17 protein-coding genes are annotated in these 13101 nt (G+C 61.5%); 8 read left to right on the top strand and 9 right to left on the bottom strand.

Translation table 11 applies throughout. The annotated features are described in order from the left end of the window. Window positions 1-127: 127 nt before the first annotated feature. From EN914_RS07670 to EN914_RS07660, 3 genes are all read right to left on the bottom strand, one after another. Window positions 128-586, bottom strand: coding sequence for a hypothetical protein (locus tag EN914_RS07670; RefSeq protein ID WP_013529288.1), 459 nt, complete (start codon window positions 584-586; stop codon window positions 128-130). Window positions 587-597: 11 nt separating this feature from the next. Further along, the gene (locus EN914_RS07665) at window positions 598-924 is read right to left on the bottom strand and encodes a YqjD family protein (RefSeq protein WP_013529287.1); all 327 of its coding nucleotides are present in this window, start codon (window positions 922-924) and stop codon (window positions 598-600) included. Window positions 925-1052: 128 nt separating this feature from the next. Continuing rightward, the gene (locus EN914_RS07660) at window positions 1053-1814 is read right to left on the bottom strand and encodes a Crp/Fnr family transcriptional regulator (RefSeq protein WP_024503014.1); all 762 of its coding nucleotides are present in this window, start codon (window positions 1812-1814) and stop codon (window positions 1053-1055) included. 228 nt (window positions 1815-2042) lie between these two features. Here EN914_RS07660 and EN914_RS07655 point away from each other — a divergent pair, with 228 nt between their 5' ends. Further along, window positions 2043-2354 carry a response regulator gene (locus EN914_RS07655; RefSeq protein WP_050580453.1) on the top strand — a complete coding sequence of 104 codons (312 nt, stop codon included), beginning with the start codon at window positions 2043-2045 and terminating at the stop codon, window positions 2352-2354. Between the two features lie 13 nt (window positions 2355-2367). Here EN914_RS07655 and EN914_RS07650 read toward each other — a convergent pair whose 3' ends face one another. Both EN914_RS07650 and EN914_RS07645 read right to left on the bottom strand, forming a co-directional pair. Beyond that, on the bottom strand, window positions 2368-2919 hold the full coding sequence (locus EN914_RS07650; protein ID WP_013529285.1) for an RNA polymerase sigma factor: 552 nt from the start codon (window positions 2917-2919) through the stop codon (window positions 2368-2370). Window positions 2920-2922: 3 nt separating this feature from the next. Further along, on the bottom strand, window positions 2923-3126 hold the full coding sequence (locus tag EN914_RS07645; protein ID WP_032809255.1) for a NepR family anti-sigma factor: 204 nt from the start codon (window positions 3124-3126) through the stop codon (window positions 2923-2925). Between the two features lie 213 nt (window positions 3127-3339). Here EN914_RS07645 and EN914_RS07640 point away from each other — a divergent pair, with 213 nt between their 5' ends. From EN914_RS07640 to EN914_RS07615, 6 genes are all read left to right on the top strand, one after another. Then, window positions 3340-4134 (top strand): response regulator, encoded by a 795-nt coding sequence (locus EN914_RS07640; RefSeq protein WP_013529283.1) that lies wholly within the window; start codon window positions 3340-3342, stop codon window positions 4132-4134. Between the two features lie 256 nt (window positions 4135-4390). Then, complete coding sequence (locus tag EN914_RS07635; RefSeq protein ID WP_024503012.1) at window positions 4391-4558, top strand: DUF1328 domain-containing protein; 168 nt, start codon at window positions 4391-4393, stop codon at window positions 4556-4558. 179 nt (window positions 4559-4737) lie between these two features. Then, entirely contained in the window at window positions 4738-5769 is a 1032-nt protein-coding gene (locus EN914_RS07630; protein ID WP_027163155.1) for a sensor histidine kinase, read from the top strand. 123 nt (window positions 5770-5892) lie between these two features. Beyond that, the gene (locus EN914_RS07625; RefSeq protein WP_013529280.1) at window positions 5893-6072 is read left to right on the top strand and encodes a hypothetical protein; all 180 of its coding nucleotides are present in this window, start codon (window positions 5893-5895) and stop codon (window positions 6070-6072) included. 121 nt (window positions 6073-6193) lie between these two features. Beyond that, window positions 6194-6520, top strand: coding sequence for a hypothetical protein (locus EN914_RS07620; protein ID WP_013529279.1), 327 nt, complete (start codon window positions 6194-6196; stop codon window positions 6518-6520). An 83-nt stretch (window positions 6521-6603) separates the two neighbouring features. Then, the gene (locus tag EN914_RS07615; protein WP_024503010.1) at window positions 6604-6846 is read left to right on the top strand and encodes a YMGG-like glycine zipper-containing protein; all 243 of its coding nucleotides are present in this window, start codon (window positions 6604-6606) and stop codon (window positions 6844-6846) included. Between the two features lie 98 nt (window positions 6847-6944). Here the strand turns inward: EN914_RS07615 and EN914_RS07610 are convergent, their stop codons facing one another. The 4 genes from EN914_RS07610 to xylF all read right to left on the bottom strand — a co-directional run bounded on the left by EN914_RS07610 (window position 6945) and on the right by xylF (window position 12048). After that, complete coding sequence (locus tag EN914_RS07610) at window positions 6945-8573, bottom strand: CHASE domain-containing protein (RefSeq protein ID WP_024503009.1); 1629 nt, start codon at window positions 8571-8573, stop codon at window positions 6945-6947. A gap of 127 nt (window positions 8574-8700) precedes the next feature. Then, window positions 8701-9501: an ATP-binding cassette domain-containing protein gene (locus EN914_RS07605; protein WP_024503008.1), complete on the bottom strand. Its 801-nt coding sequence runs from the start codon at window positions 9499-9501 to the stop codon at window positions 8701-8703. 11 nt (window positions 9502-9512) lie between these two features. Beyond that, window positions 9513-10865: a sugar ABC transporter permease gene (locus EN914_RS07600; RefSeq protein ID WP_024503007.1), complete on the bottom strand. Its 1353-nt coding sequence runs from the start codon at window positions 10863-10865 to the stop codon at window positions 9513-9515. A gap of 142 nt (window positions 10866-11007) precedes the next feature. Then, window positions 11008-12048, bottom strand: a complete 1041-nt coding sequence (xylF, locus tag EN914_RS07595) for a D-xylose ABC transporter substrate-binding protein (RefSeq protein ID WP_013529274.1) — start codon at window positions 12046-12048, stop codon at window positions 11008-11010. A 269-nt stretch (window positions 12049-12317) separates the two neighbouring features. Between xylF and EN914_RS07590 the strand changes: the two genes are divergently transcribed. Then, window positions 12318-13101, top strand: a 784-nt coding sequence (locus tag EN914_RS07590; protein ID WP_164778679.1) for an ROK family protein, incomplete at its 3' end; no start/stop codon positions are given.

The following is a 13101-nucleotide window of genomic DNA, read 5'->3' as shown; positions in this document are numbered from 1 at the left end:
ATCCTCATTCGCCGCAGCCTGGCCAAGGTCATTTCCAGCGAAGTGACCCATGAATTCCGGCCGGAAGGCGTGTTTGCCGAAATATCGATGCCTCTGGAAGAGCTGTCGAAGTGATCTCCCAACAGCTCTATGTCCGCTCGCTCTCATCCGGATCGTCGGATTTCACATTCTCGCGGTAGATGGCGTAGGCCGCGAGCGCCACGGCCGGCCCCAGAATAGCGCCGAGACCGCCTTTTCCCTTGAGCAGGCTCGGCAGCACGGCGAGTGCGGCGGTGACGCCGATCGCCTTCATGTCGGCATTGCGGCGCTGCGCCCGGCGCCGGGCGCGCGAACCTGCGGATATCCGGTAGATCAGCAGGATAAGTCCGGCGAGCACCAGGAAACCGGCGCCAAACCCCAGCGCGGCGGCAAGCGACCCGTAGCGCATCGCCGTCCAGATATAGGCGGCCCCGACCAGAAAGCCGAGACCGCAAAGCGCAGCGGCCATGGCGATCACATAGACGATTGCCGCCGTGCGCGCCCGATGAACGGCGGCCACGGTTTCCCCCGAGGCGAGGCCCGAGATCAGGGTTGCCAACATTCCCATCTGTAGCGCGACTAGCGACGCGCGATGAGCGCGAAAAGGAAGCCGACGCCAGCGGCGATTGCCAGTGACGTCACCGGCTTTTCACGCACGCTTGCCATCATCTGCGCTTCGATGTCCTTGGCATTGCTGCGCAAGCTGTCAAAGGCTGCTTCGCCCTGCGCGCGCAACTGCTCGACCCCTTCTGTCGCTGCACGGCGCGCGGTGCCATAGCCATGCTCGCCGGTCTTGGCCAGTTGTTTGGTGAGCTTGTCGATGTCGGCCTTCAACTGCCTGATGTCGGCTTCCAGGTCCGCATTTGCACGGGCGTCGGTTGCGGTCTTTCCTGCGGCAGTGGCCATGGCTTAACTCCTTGTGATTGCTCGGTTTCAAACGCGCTGCGCGCCTCATGGTTCCGGCACTGCGGACAAAGTAGCCGAAAACGCATCAGCGCGCACCCGATCCGCCGGCTTCGCAAAAAGACGCTTCCTCAGATTAATGGCCGGCGCGCCTCGCCCAGCCCTTCCCAGCCGGCGAGCCGCTTGAGCCCTTCATTGTCGGAGACCGCGCAGCCGCCGTCGCGCCAGACGATCAGCTTGCGATCCATCAGCTTGCGGATCGTCTTGTTGGTGTGAACCAGCGACAGGCCGAGCGTATCGGCAATGTGCTGCTGCGTGATCGGTATCTGGACGGATTGGCTGCCATTCAGTCCGACGACCTTGGCCCGGCTACCGATGAAGGCGATGAGATAGGCGGCGCGCTCGATCGCACTGCGGCGCCCGAGGCTGAGCAGATTCTCGTCCAGCATCCGCTCCTCGCGCGATGCGATCCAGGTGATGTCGTAGGCCAGCCCGGGATGATTGCGGTACAGCTCGTGCAGATATTCGCGCTCGAAAACACACAGCAGCATCGGTGAGAGTGCCTCGACGGAATGCTGCATCTCGCCCAGCACACTGCCTTGCAGGCCGATCAGATCCCCGGGCATGAGATAATTGAGGATCTGGCGACGGCCGTCCCGCAGCAGCTTGTAGCGAAACGCCCAGCCGGAGAGCACGGTGTAGAGATGGGCGCTATGGCTTCCCTCCACCAGCACCGTGTCGCCCTTATCGACCGCGAGTTCACCCTTCTTGAATTTGCTGATGAAGGCCAGCTCCTGTTCTTCGAAGTCGCGGAAAACCGGCAACGGCCGCAATGGGCAGTTCTCGCAAGGATATTGGCGGCTGGAGAAAGCGTTATTGTTCTGGACTGACATTTCGCCCCCTTCGAAAGCCCGCTCGACCCCCTTCGAAAGCCGCTCTTGGAGAGCCGCGTTTCAACGCGTTGCAAGGATTGAGGTTCCGCCCGCTGGCCACATGTCTTTTTTAAATGACAGCAAGCCAATTAGCGATCATGACTCCGGCGTTTCAAGGAGTCTTTGCCTGTGCCCACATTGCTTGACGGATTGCGGATTCTCGTTTTGGAGGACGAATTTCTCATCGCCATGGATGTCGAGCAACTTTGCCGCGATCATGGCGCCGATGAGGTGGTGATCGCCCGTGACCTGACCGAGGTCGATGGCCGGGAAGTCGCCACGCGATTCGATGCAGCCATTGTCGACTTGATGCTGGGCGGCGCCTCGACGATCGATTTCGCTTCCGGGCTGCGCGCGGCAGGCATACCTTTCGTGTTTGCGTCCGGCTATTCGGATGCCGATGAAATCAAGGCATCGTTTCCGGGCGTCAGGCTGGTTGGCAAACCCTACTCAGGCGAAGACCTGGTGCAAGCGGTCGCGGCGGCCTGCGGACGCGCTTGAGACGCGATCGCGGTCAGCTCGCCGGCGAACTCGTTACCTGGGCCGAAATCGCGTCCGGACCATACTCGTCCTCACCTGATATTTTCAGGATCTCCTGCAAGCGGGTACGGGCTCGGCTGACGCGGCTCTTGATCGTCCCCACCGCGCAGCCGCAGATCTCCGCGGCCTCCTCGTAGGAGAAACCAGATGCGCCGATGAGGATGATGGCTTCGCGTTGGTCCTCCGGCAACTGCTCCAGCGCCCCGCGAAAGTCCTTCAGGTCGAGTTGACCGTGCTGGGCCGGATGAACGGCAAGCCTGGCCGTCATGATACCGTCGCTGTCCTGCACTTCGCGCCCGCGCTTGCGCATTTGCGAATAGAACTCGTTGCGCAGGATGGTGAAAAGCCAGGCCTTGAGATTGGTGCCGGGCTGGAAGCTCTCATGCTTGTCCCAAGCCTTGACGAGTGTTTCCTGGACGAGGTCGTCGGCTTTATCGGCATTTTGCGTCAGCGACACGGCAAACGCGCGCAGACTTGGGATTGCCCCAAGCAGATCAGTCTTGAAGCCTTGTGAGACCGCGGCCATGCCTCAGTCCTTCTTCTGTGCGGGTTCAGCCTGTTCCAGTTGGCTAAGCAACTGCGAAAAGCGATCCGGCACATCGTCGGAGACCAGCGCGTCGTAATATTGTTTGAGTTTGCGTCCGATTTCGGAGTTCGGCCCAAGAGCGTCACCAGAACCGTTCCGGCGCCTGCTCTCGGCGCCAGTCAGAATATCTTTCGTCATATCCTTCATTTTGCCCTTGTATTCCCAGCGCTCAAGCCGCTCTTGCCGTACTCAACACAACGCAAGCGGCGCCCTCGTCTGGTTGCCCATCCCCACCACAAACGCCACTCCCCGGCTTTTGTTCCGTCGAGGTGGAACTTTTTCAAAAAATCGGCGTTATCAGGGCTTGCAGTCAGCTTGACCTGCTACGCAATCGCGTCATTCTGAGGGAGACGTCTTACCATGAGCTTATCCGCCACCATCGCACCACATCTGCCCTTCCTGCGCCGCTTCTCGCGGGCTGTTTCCGGGTCGCAAGAGAGTGGTGACGCGCTGGTCGCTGCGATGCTTGAAGCCATCATCGCCGATATCGAGATATTTCCCGAAGCATCGAGCGACCGCATCGCGCTGTACAAGGTTTTCGCCAAGCTTTTCACATCGGTCGCCATCCGCGTTCCACAGGAACAGGCGCAATCGGCGTGGGAACAGCGCACCGCCGCCAATCTGAATGCGATTGCACCACGGCCCCGTCAGGCCTTCCTGCTCGTGGCGGTCGAAGGCTTCAGCGAGGAGGAAGCGGCTGAGATCCTTGACGTCGGTGACCAGGAGTTTTCAGAGTTGCTTGCCCAGGCGAGCAACGAGATATCCCGTCAGGTGGCAACCGACGTTCTGATCATCGAGGATGAACCACTGATCGCCATGGATATCGAAGAAATGGTCGAGAGCCTCGGGCACCGCGTCGTTGGAACGGCGCGCACCCATGCCGAGGCAGTGATGATGTTCGGCAAGACGCGGCCGAAGATGGTGCTGGCCGACATCCAGCTTGCCGACGGCAGTTCCGGCATCGAGGCCGTGAACGAAATCCTGTCATCGACGTCGGTGCCGGTCATCTTCATCACCGCCTTCCCCGAGCGCCTGTTGACTGGTGAACGACCGGAACCGGCCTTCCTGGTCACCAAGCCGTTCAATCCCGACATGGTCAAGGCGCTGATCAGCCAGGCACTGTTCTTTGACCGGCAGGCGAAAGCAGCCGCATAGTCGCGAATTGAGGAGTGGAGGAATTGACGAACCGAAGGCGATAGCCTCGCTTGCCGATTTCTCCAGATCATCAAATCGTCAATTCATCAATTCCTCAATTCTTCACTTCGGGCCGCCTGATGCACGCATCGCGCGGTGACGGCTAATTTCCTGCGCGTCCTGCTCGAACGATTGCAAGCACGGTCTTTTTCGGCAAAGGGTGGGAACAAACCGCAACCACCGACGTTTTCATCGCACCATTCGAAGGAGATGGATCATGCTTTACTGGGCGCTCGTATTTTTCGTCGTGGCGATCATCGCCGGCGCGCTTGGTTTTGGCGGTATTGCAGGCACGTCCGTTGGAATTGCCAAGATATTGTTTTTCATCTTTCTCGCCTTCCTGATCATTTCGCTTCTTGCGGGCCTGTTCAAGCGGGCTTCGTAAGGACGGACGGCCGAACACTGGAAGCCGCACCCCTCAAACGGTTTCCAGCCACCGCCGGGCGGTGTCCCTCAAAGGACGCCGTCCGGCGGACCGTTTTTGGCGGCGGGTTTTCCGGAAACCTGTTTGGAACCCATTCAACGATGAGCCGTTCAGCCTGAATTGGGTGGACAGATTGGCCGATGGGTTCCAGGACCGGAAACAGGAAAGACGCCGTGCAAAGCGATGAAGTCATCGCCCTCCATCCCGCCGACAGCGGCATGCAGCTCGGTCGTGCTCTTCTTCACGCGTTGCACAATGCCGGCATTTCCGTTCTCTACCAGGATCGCGAGATGAAAACCGTATGGGCGCGCAACATGCGTGCGCCCTGGGTTTCGGACACCGCCGACAGCATCGGCATCCTGCCGGAGGCGCAGGCCGACCGCATCGGCGCGGCCAAGCGCGACGTCATTGCATCCGGCAACCCTCAACGTCTCGAGATCAGCGTTCCCGTCGAGGATGGCAGCCGCTGGTTCGAGGTGTGGATCGATGCCGATCACGGCGATGGTGGCACCGTGCAAGGCGTCGTCACCACGATGGTCGAGACGACGGAGCAGAAGCGCCGCGAGCAGACCCTGACGACGCTGTTGCGAGAGGTGAGCCATCGCTCCAAAAACCTGCTGGCGATCATCCAGAGCATAGCCACCCAGACCGGCCGCTACTCCGACAGCATCGGCGATTTCCTGACACGCTTTCGCGGCCGGCTGCAATCGCTGGCCTCGTCCCAGGATCTCGTGACCTCTTCCAACTGGCGGGGTGCAGCACTTCGCGAACTCGTATCGGGCCAGGTTGGCCGCTATGGCGGCGATCCGGTTCGGAGCCTGAGGTTTCAGGGGGCAAACCCCTATCTCAATCCCAACGCTGCCCTGCATATCGGCCTTGCGATGCATGAACTCGCCGTCAATTCGGTGAGCTACGGCGCCCTGTCGCGGCCCGGCGGGTACGTCAACGTTACAGCCAACCTGACCGCCGACGACACGGGAACCTCCCTGTCCCTGACATGGGCGGAGGCAATCGGAGCCGGTGATGTCAGGCGTAGCGAGAAGCGCTTCGGCAGCGTCGCACTCGAACGGGTCGTGCCGGCGTCACTGAACGGAACGGCGACGCTCGAAATCGCGGCTGGCCGCCTTGAATACCGCCTTGTCGTTCCGCACGGCAATTTCGAGACGGATTGAGCGACCTTCCTTAACCCGCCGTTCACCATAAAAGCAGATGCTGTTTTTCCCGGATACCGCTGGAACTTGTTGCATCACCGAACATTTCCGCAGCAGGATTTGCAGCATGGTGGGAGGAATGCCTTGACGGTTGCCGACATGAACAGACTGGAGCAGGCCGCCCGGATTTCCATGGGCGAGTTTGAGGACTCCGAGGCTTCCGCGCCACCGCTGGCTCCTGTTCCCAACGGAGCTTTGCGCCTTGTTGCGCTGGCCTTGGTGGCGGTGATCATGGCGGTCGCCCTGCACCAACTGGTCTACTAGGCCACGTCGTTTCGGCCGGTGGCCGAATCGGCTGTAGCGCCATCTTATTTCCCCGGCCGATCAAGCCAACCAGGAACTTTGGCGAATGTAGACCGTTACTATGGCGAGAGGACTTCTCGCCATGGAACATATCGCTGCATTGTTGCTGGTCATCGGTTGCTCGAACACGATGGCCGACTGCCGTGAACTCCAGGTGCCCGTAAGCGTTTTCGCGACGGCCGAGCAATGCGTGGCCGAACGCCCATTTGTCTTGGGCGACGTGCAAGGGCAGGCTGACCACATCGTCGCCAAATGCCTTGCGGTCGATCCGGCGCTTGAGGACGACTATGATCAGATCGTCTGGAATGTGCGCGCCGATGGTACGCTTGACGCGTCTTTGGCAATTTCCAGCCTGGTAATGGCATCGAACACGATACGCCCAGAAAAAGACTATCTTCACCAACAATAGATTGCAGCAGCAAAGGCCGTCATTTCATGCTAGATGGCAGCTGGAGCTTTACGAAGTGAGGACAAAAAGTGAGGAGTGACTCTATGCGGAAGATGATTATTGCCCTGGTTGCGGTGGTTGCCGTCAGCGGCTGCACAACGACCGAGCAGGACGTGGTTGGCGGCGGCTTGATCGGCGCCGGTGTCGGCGGCTTGGTCGGCGGCGGCAAGGGCGCGCTGATCGGCGCGGCTGTCGGTGCCGGATCGGGCCTGCTGGTTCGCAAGCTGCGGGATGGCCGTTGCGTGTACCGTGATCGTCGCGGCACCTACACGGCTCGCTGCAACTAATCAGCGATGATAATCTAGCCATCGATCCGGAGACCGGTCTGCCGGCCTCCGGATTTTCTATGTTTGGATGCTTGATCCTGGCCGCCTGACGATCACCGTCAGCTTGCCAGCGGGATTTTGATTTCCACGTTCAGCCCATTGGCCTGGTAATCGCGTTTGATCGTACCGCGCAGTTCGCGCGTCACGTTGAGGTCGATCAGCTTGGTGCCGAAGCCGGTTTTGTCGGGCGCTTCGAGTTTCTTCTGCCCGTTTTCGCGCCAGTTGAGAGCCAGCAACCTGTCGCGCCCGCGCCCTTCGACCGACCAGTCCACCTTCAGCGCTCCAACGGAATTGCCGGCTTCGCCGTACTTCAGCGCATTCGTCGCCAGTTCGTGGAAGGTCAGGCCGAGCGCTTGCGTTGTGGTTTCGTCGAGCAGCACCTGTGGTCCCGACAACAGCTCAGCGGGTAGCTCCTTGCCGAACACCTGACCCAGCTCGATGCGCAGGAGATCGCCAAGATCGGCCTTCTGCCAGCGTGAGCGCGTCAGCATGTCCTGGGAGGCCGCCATCGCCTGCAGCCTAGCCGAGAAGGACGCTGAAAACTCGTTGACGTCGGTCGCCCGCGATGCCGTCTGACGCGCGATCGCCAGCACCCTGGTGATCGAATTCTTGATGCGATGCTTCATCTCCTGCAGCATCAGGTCTTTTTCGATCAGGCTCTTTTCCGTCGTTTCGTGCAATCGCGACGCTGCCTCATAGGCCCGCTCCTGATAGCGCGCCACAAGCGCGATTGCGCCCGCCAACAGCAGGCCGAACAGCCCCAGCATCACCGGAATGGCGCGCGACGACGGCTGCGAGAAGGCGCTTGTCGGCCGGAACAGGACAGTCCATGGCTGTCCGGCGACGATGATCTTTCGCGTGACCAGCAGCCTGTTCCCGAAAGTGGAAGCCGGCGGCGTCTCCGACCGGAACAACAGATTGTCGCCGTTCACGGCACCATCGCCATCATAGATTTCGGTGTTGACCGGCAAAAGCGGCGACCGGCTGAGCGCGGTCCGGAACAGATCGCGAGCCCGAAAGGCCGCATAGAGAAAACCTGATGTCGAGGATCTCGAAGCATTGATGACGTCGGGAGCGGTTTCGACATTGAGCCGCACGAAAACGAAGAAGCCGGTGAACGTCTGCGCGGCGCCCGTGTCCTGGCCTAGCTGCACCAGCCCGCTGGCATGCTGCTGGTCGTCGGACATCGCCTTTTCGATCGCCGCACGCCGCACCGGTTCGCTGAACATGTCGTAGCCGATGCCGGCTTGATTGGATGGATCCAGCGGTTCGAACAGCACGATAGGGGTGCGCCAGGGTTGCGTGGTGTCCGGGTAGATTGGATGACTGACGCCATAATCGTGCAGCATGTCGCGTTCGACCGTCGCCTCGTCGCCCGTCTTTGCCAGCCTGAGGAAGCCGATACCGCGCAAGCCGGCGAAATTCTTGTCGACATCGAGCGCGGTGAAGAAGGCCTTGAACTCATTGCGAGAAATATCGCCATTGCGGGCGTCGAACAGGGCCTGCGTCGAGCGCAGCAGCGACAGATGCAGGTCGATGCGGCTCTCGATCCGGTTGAGCGCATCGTCGGCAGTCGCCTCGAACTTGATGCGCGCGGCTTCCTGCGTGGCGAAGTAGGCAAAACCTGCCATCACCATGCTGATCAGCGCGACGGCGATAAAGGCGATGATCGGGAAAAGCTTCTTCAACGGATCGTGCGGTCCCTGAGCAATGTCGGACCTTTATGCGCAAGTCGCCCTGCCAACACAATGCCAAGGCCAAGCCATCCCTACGGCTGGCATATCACGTGTCCGGCAACCGCGATCTGGCTTGATCTCAGGCCGCGATCTTCGCCGCGCCCGGTCCGGGAATGGCGCCTGGCGGGCATTTGCCCAGAATGATCATGCCCAGCACCTCGTCCTGGGTGACATCAGTGGTGCGGGCGGTGCCGACCACCTGGCCGTTCTTCATGACGCAGACCCGGTCGGCAAGCTCGAACACATCGTGGATGTCGTGGCTGATCAGGAAGATGCCGATGCCGTCGGACTTGAGCTGCTTAACCAGTTCGCCGACCTGCGCCGTTTCCTGCGGACCAAGTGCGGCCGTCGGCTCGTCCATGATCAGGATGCGGGCGTTGAACAGGATCGCACGCGCAATCGCCACCGATTGCCGCTGGCCGCCCGACAGCTTGATCACCGGCTCCTTGAAACGCTGGAACCGGGGATTGAGCCGACCCATCACCTTGCGCGCCTCGGCCTCCATGGCAACGTCGTCGAGCGTGCCCCAGGCGGTCATCAACTCGCGGCCGAGGAACAGATTGGCGGCGGCGTCGACATTGTCGGCCAACGCCAGCGTCTGGTAGATCGTCTCGATGCCGTATTTCTTGGCGTCGCGCGGGTTGAAGATCGATGCCTCCTCGCCGTTGACGAAGATCTGGCCCGAATCGCGCTTGTAGGCGCCGGACAGGATCTTGATCAATGTCGACTTGCCGGCGCCATTATGGCCGAGCAGCGCCACGACCTCGCCGGGGAAAAGATCGATCGAGGCGTCGTCGACGGCGCGGATGCCGCCAAACGCGATCGAGATGTTCCTCATGTCGATCAGCGCGGTGGCTGCAGGAGCAGTCTTGTCAGTCATGGCATGCCCTCCTAGACGCGCTTGCGATAGACGGTGTCGAGCCACACGGCGATCACCAGTACGGCGCCGACGACGATGCTCTGCAGCGGCGAGTCGACACCAAGCAGCACCATGCCGGACTGCAGCGACTGCATCAGCAGGGCGCCGAGCATGGCGCCGATGATCGTTCCCGACCCGCCGGCTAGCGATGTGCCACCGATCACGGCGGCTGCAATGACGAGCAGCTCGTCGAGCGTTCCAAGCACGTTGGTGGCCGAATTCTGCCGGGCCGAGGAGATCGCCGCGGCAATCGTGGCCAGCACGCCCATGATCATGAACACCTTCATGGTGATCCAGCGCGTGTTGATGCCGGCGAGATTGGCCGCCTCGGGATTGCCGCCGATGGCGAAGACATAGCGGCCGAAACGGGTGCGGTTGGTGATGAAGGTCATGACCAGCCCGACGGCGACCGCCATCAGCACCGGTATGGCGATACCGTGGGCGATGAACAGGCCGCCTTCGGGAACGGTGATGTTGTTGGCGGCCGCATATCTGTTCACGATGCCGATCGGCCAGGGGTAGGAGTTGGCGAGCCAAACCGCACCCATGATGGCGCCGCAGGTGACGACACCGAGCAGCGCCTCGGCCCAGATCGGACGTAGCGGAAAACGGAAACGCTTGCGCTGCACCCGCCCGTTGAACAGCCCAAACACCACGGCGAGGCAGGCGACGATCCCGACAACCCAGCTCCAGGTTGCGCCGATCGATCCCGCCGGCCCGCCGCCCATCAGCTGAAAGGTGGCGTTAAGCGGCGCCACGGTCTGGCCTGATGTGACCCACCAGGCAGCACCGCGCCAGACCAGCAGGCCGCCCAGCGTCACGATAAAGGCGGGCACTTCGAGATAGGCGATGACGAAGCCTTGAAAGGCGCCGATCAACAGGCCGAGCGCCAGGCCGATGACCAGCGCCAGGACCCAGATCCACGGATTGCCGAGTTCGAGCCCGACAAAACGCACCAGGAAATGCACCTGGGCAAATCCCATCACCATGCCGATCAGGCCCTCGGCGGAACCGACCGACAGGTCGATGTTGCGCATGACGATGACCAGCACCATGCCGCAGGCCATGATGGCGACCGCGGATGTCTGCACCGACAGGTTCCACAGATTGCGCGGCGTGAGAAAGGTGCGGCTGTCGAAATCGAGCGGGTTGACGCCGAGGCGCAGGCTGGAAATGACATGCAGCCCAATCCAGATGACCAGCAGCGCGCCGATCATGCCGATCATCCGGGTGTCGATCTCGGTCGCCTTCAGGAACCGGGCGACGGCGCCGAGTTCCGACGCGCGCGCCGTATCGGCCTGCGGGTTGGACGTCGTGTCGGTCATGATTTCCTCCCACCGGCTGGCCGTCTGACGCGCATGCCGGAGCCCAGCCTAGAAGCTATCCGCATGATGCGGAAACACAATTCTTTGAGAAAACGCCGCGGCTTTTGGGCCGCGGCGTTCAGATATTTCGAAGTGGTCCGGATCAGTTACAGGCCGCGACGGTGCCGGCAGCGACACCCGCGCAGACTTCGTCCTTCTTGATCCAGCCAGCGTCGATGACGACGTTGAGATTGTCCTTGGTGATGGCAACCGGGGTCAGGAACAGCGACTTGACGGTGTTGCCGCCCGGCGTCGTGAAGTCCTTGGCGCCGGCGATGTCGCTCGTCTTCTTGCCGTCGGCCAGTTGCGAGGCGATCTCGGCGGCATTCTTGCCGAGCTCGCGCGCGTCCTTCCACACCGACACGGTTTGCGTGCCCAGGGCGATGCGGTTCAGCGCGGCGTGGTCGCCGTCCTGCCCCGAGACCGGCACGGTGCCGGCCAAGCCTTGAGCCGTCAGCGCCGCGACGACGCCACCGGCAGTGCCGTCATTGGCCGCGACCACCGCGTCGACCTTGTTGTCGTTGGCGGTCAGGAACTGTTCCATGTTCTTCTGGGCGTTGGCGGGCAGCCAGCCATCCGTGTAGGCTTCGCCGACATTCTTGATCTTGCCGCTGTCAATGGCTTCCTTGAGCACTTCCATCGAGCCCGAGAACAGGAAGTCGGCATTGGGATCGGCACCGGAGCCCTTGATGAAGACGTAGTTGCCTTCCGGCTTGACCTTGAACACTTCGCGGGCCTGCATGCGGCCGACTTCCTTGTTGTCGAAGGTCAGATAGAAAACATCCTTGTTCTCGATCAACCGGTCATAGCCGACGACCGGAATGCCTTCGTCCAGGGCTTTCTGCACGGCCGGGCCGATGGCCGAAGCATCCTGCGCCAGGATGATCAGGGAATTGGCGCCCTGCGAGATCAGGCTTTCGACGTCGGTAAGCTGCTTGCCGGGATTGGACTGCGCATCGGCGGAGATGTACTTGTCGCCGGCGGCCTCGATCGCCGTCTTCATGGCGGCCTCGTCGGTCTTCCAGCGTTCCTCCTGGAAATTGGACCACGAAACGCCGACGACCTTGTCCTTCGCCTGCGCGACAGACGCGAGCGTCAGCGACATGGCGGCACCCGCCAGGATGGCGGCTGTGAATCTTTTCATATTATCCTCCCTGCGCCGCGTATGGCGCGACCAAACTGGCCCGAGGGCCGGCACAGAGGCCCTATTTTTTCGAGCCTCGAAAAAATACTGGGCCAACGCCCGAACGCTGTCAACATCGATTCTGATGGATTTTGATGTCGTTTCGAATTTTTTTCGGGCCTCGGAATAAATAAATGACACGGCGCGCGGCTTCTGCCAGTATTTGACCGCGTCACCGACAGCGTTCCAGGGCAGGAAGAACCGCGGCGACCGGGAGGATATGAAAGAGCATGTCGGTCGGAATCCGCCACGACGATTTGCGCCGCCGCAACCGCGCGATGGTGATCGCGGCGGTGCGCCGCGCCGGACAGCCGTCGCGCACCGAGATCGCCGCAACCACAAGCCTCAGCCATTCGACGATCTCGGCGATCTCATCCGACCTGATCGTCGAAGGCATCCTGACCGAAAGCAAGCCGAGCGAGGCCGGCTCGCTCAAACGCGGCCGTCCGCAGGTCGGCCTCAGCCTCAATCCGGAAGCGGCCGCGGTAATGACCGTGGTGCTGTCGCTGAACTTCCTCTCGGTCGCCGTCATCGACTATGCCGGCCAGGTAATATCCGAGGAACAGCGCCGGCTCGACACGCTGACGATGTCGCGCGACTCGCTGATCGGTGAGTGCACGGCAATCGTGCGGCGCCGCCTGGAAGATCCCGACCTGGACGTGCGCAGCATCGCTCGTATCGCGCTGGCCGTCCAGGGCATCACCGACACCCGTGCCCGCGCCATGCTGTGGTCGCCGATCACGCCGCACACCGACATCGCCTTCGCCGACATATTCGAAGAGGAGTTCGGCATCCCAGCCATTATGGAGAACGATTGCAACATGATGGCGGTGGCGCTGCGCTGGCGCGACCCCGATCGTTACCGCGACGATTTCATCGCCATCCTCCTGTCGCACGGCATCGGCATGGGGCTGGTGCTGAAGGGCGAATTGTTCACCGGCACCCATTCCTCGGGCGGCGAATTCGGCCACATGATCCATCGGCCGAACGGCGCGCTGTGTCGCTGCGGACGGC

The sequence above is a fragment of the Mesorhizobium sp. M7A.F.Ca.CA.001.08.2.1 genome (assembly GCF_003998455.1).
Classification (GTDB): Bacteria; Pseudomonadota; Alphaproteobacteria; order Rhizobiales; family Rhizobiaceae; genus Mesorhizobium; species Mesorhizobium ciceri.
This window is presented reverse-complemented; position numbering and strand designations above follow the sequence as displayed.

What these genes read in the sequence shown, in the direction of transcription:
- EN914_RS07670 (WP_013529288.1), bottom strand. Translation starts at nt 586, where the DNA reads ATGGGAATGTTGGCAACCCTGATCTCGGGCCTCGCCTCGGGGGAAACC.
- EN914_RS07665 (WP_013529287.1), bottom strand. Translation starts at nt 924, where the DNA reads ATGGCCACTGCCGCAGGAAAGACCGCAACCGACGCCCGTGCAAATGCG.
- EN914_RS07660 (WP_024503014.1), bottom strand. Translation starts at nt 1,814, where the DNA reads ATGTCAGTCCAGAACAATAACGCTTTCTCCAGCCGCCAATATCCTTGC.
- EN914_RS07655 (WP_050580453.1), top strand. Translation starts at nt 2,043, where the DNA reads ATGGATGTCGAGCAACTTTGCCGCGATCATGGCGCCGATGAGGTGGTG.
- EN914_RS07650 (WP_013529285.1), bottom strand. Translation starts at nt 2,919, where the DNA reads ATGGCCGCGGTCTCACAAGGCTTCAAGACTGATCTGCTTGGGGCAATC.
- EN914_RS07645 (WP_032809255.1), bottom strand. Translation starts at nt 3,126, where the DNA reads ATGAAGGATATGACGAAAGATATTCTGACTGGCGCCGAGAGCAGGCGC.
- EN914_RS07640 (WP_013529283.1), top strand. Translation starts at nt 3,340, where the DNA reads ATGAGCTTATCCGCCACCATCGCACCACATCTGCCCTTCCTGCGCCGC.
- EN914_RS07635 (WP_024503012.1), top strand. Translation starts at nt 4,391, where the DNA reads ATGCTTTACTGGGCGCTCGTATTTTTCGTCGTGGCGATCATCGCCGGC.
- EN914_RS07630 (WP_027163155.1), top strand. Translation starts at nt 4,738, where the DNA reads ATGGGTTCCAGGACCGGAAACAGGAAAGACGCCGTGCAAAGCGATGAA.
- EN914_RS07620 (WP_013529279.1), top strand. Translation starts at nt 6,194, where the DNA reads ATGGAACATATCGCTGCATTGTTGCTGGTCATCGGTTGCTCGAACACG.
- EN914_RS07615 (WP_024503010.1), top strand. Translation starts at nt 6,604, where the DNA reads ATGCGGAAGATGATTATTGCCCTGGTTGCGGTGGTTGCCGTCAGCGGC.
- EN914_RS07605 (WP_024503008.1), bottom strand. Translation starts at nt 9,501, where the DNA reads ATGACTGACAAGACTGCTCCTGCAGCCACCGCGCTGATCGACATGAGG.
- EN914_RS07600 (WP_024503007.1), bottom strand. Translation starts at nt 10,865, where the DNA reads ATGACCGACACGACGTCCAACCCGCAGGCCGATACGGCGCGCGCGTCG.
- xylF (WP_013529274.1), bottom strand. Translation starts at nt 12,048, where the DNA reads ATGAAAAGATTCACAGCCGCCATCCTGGCGGGTGCCGCCATGTCGCTG.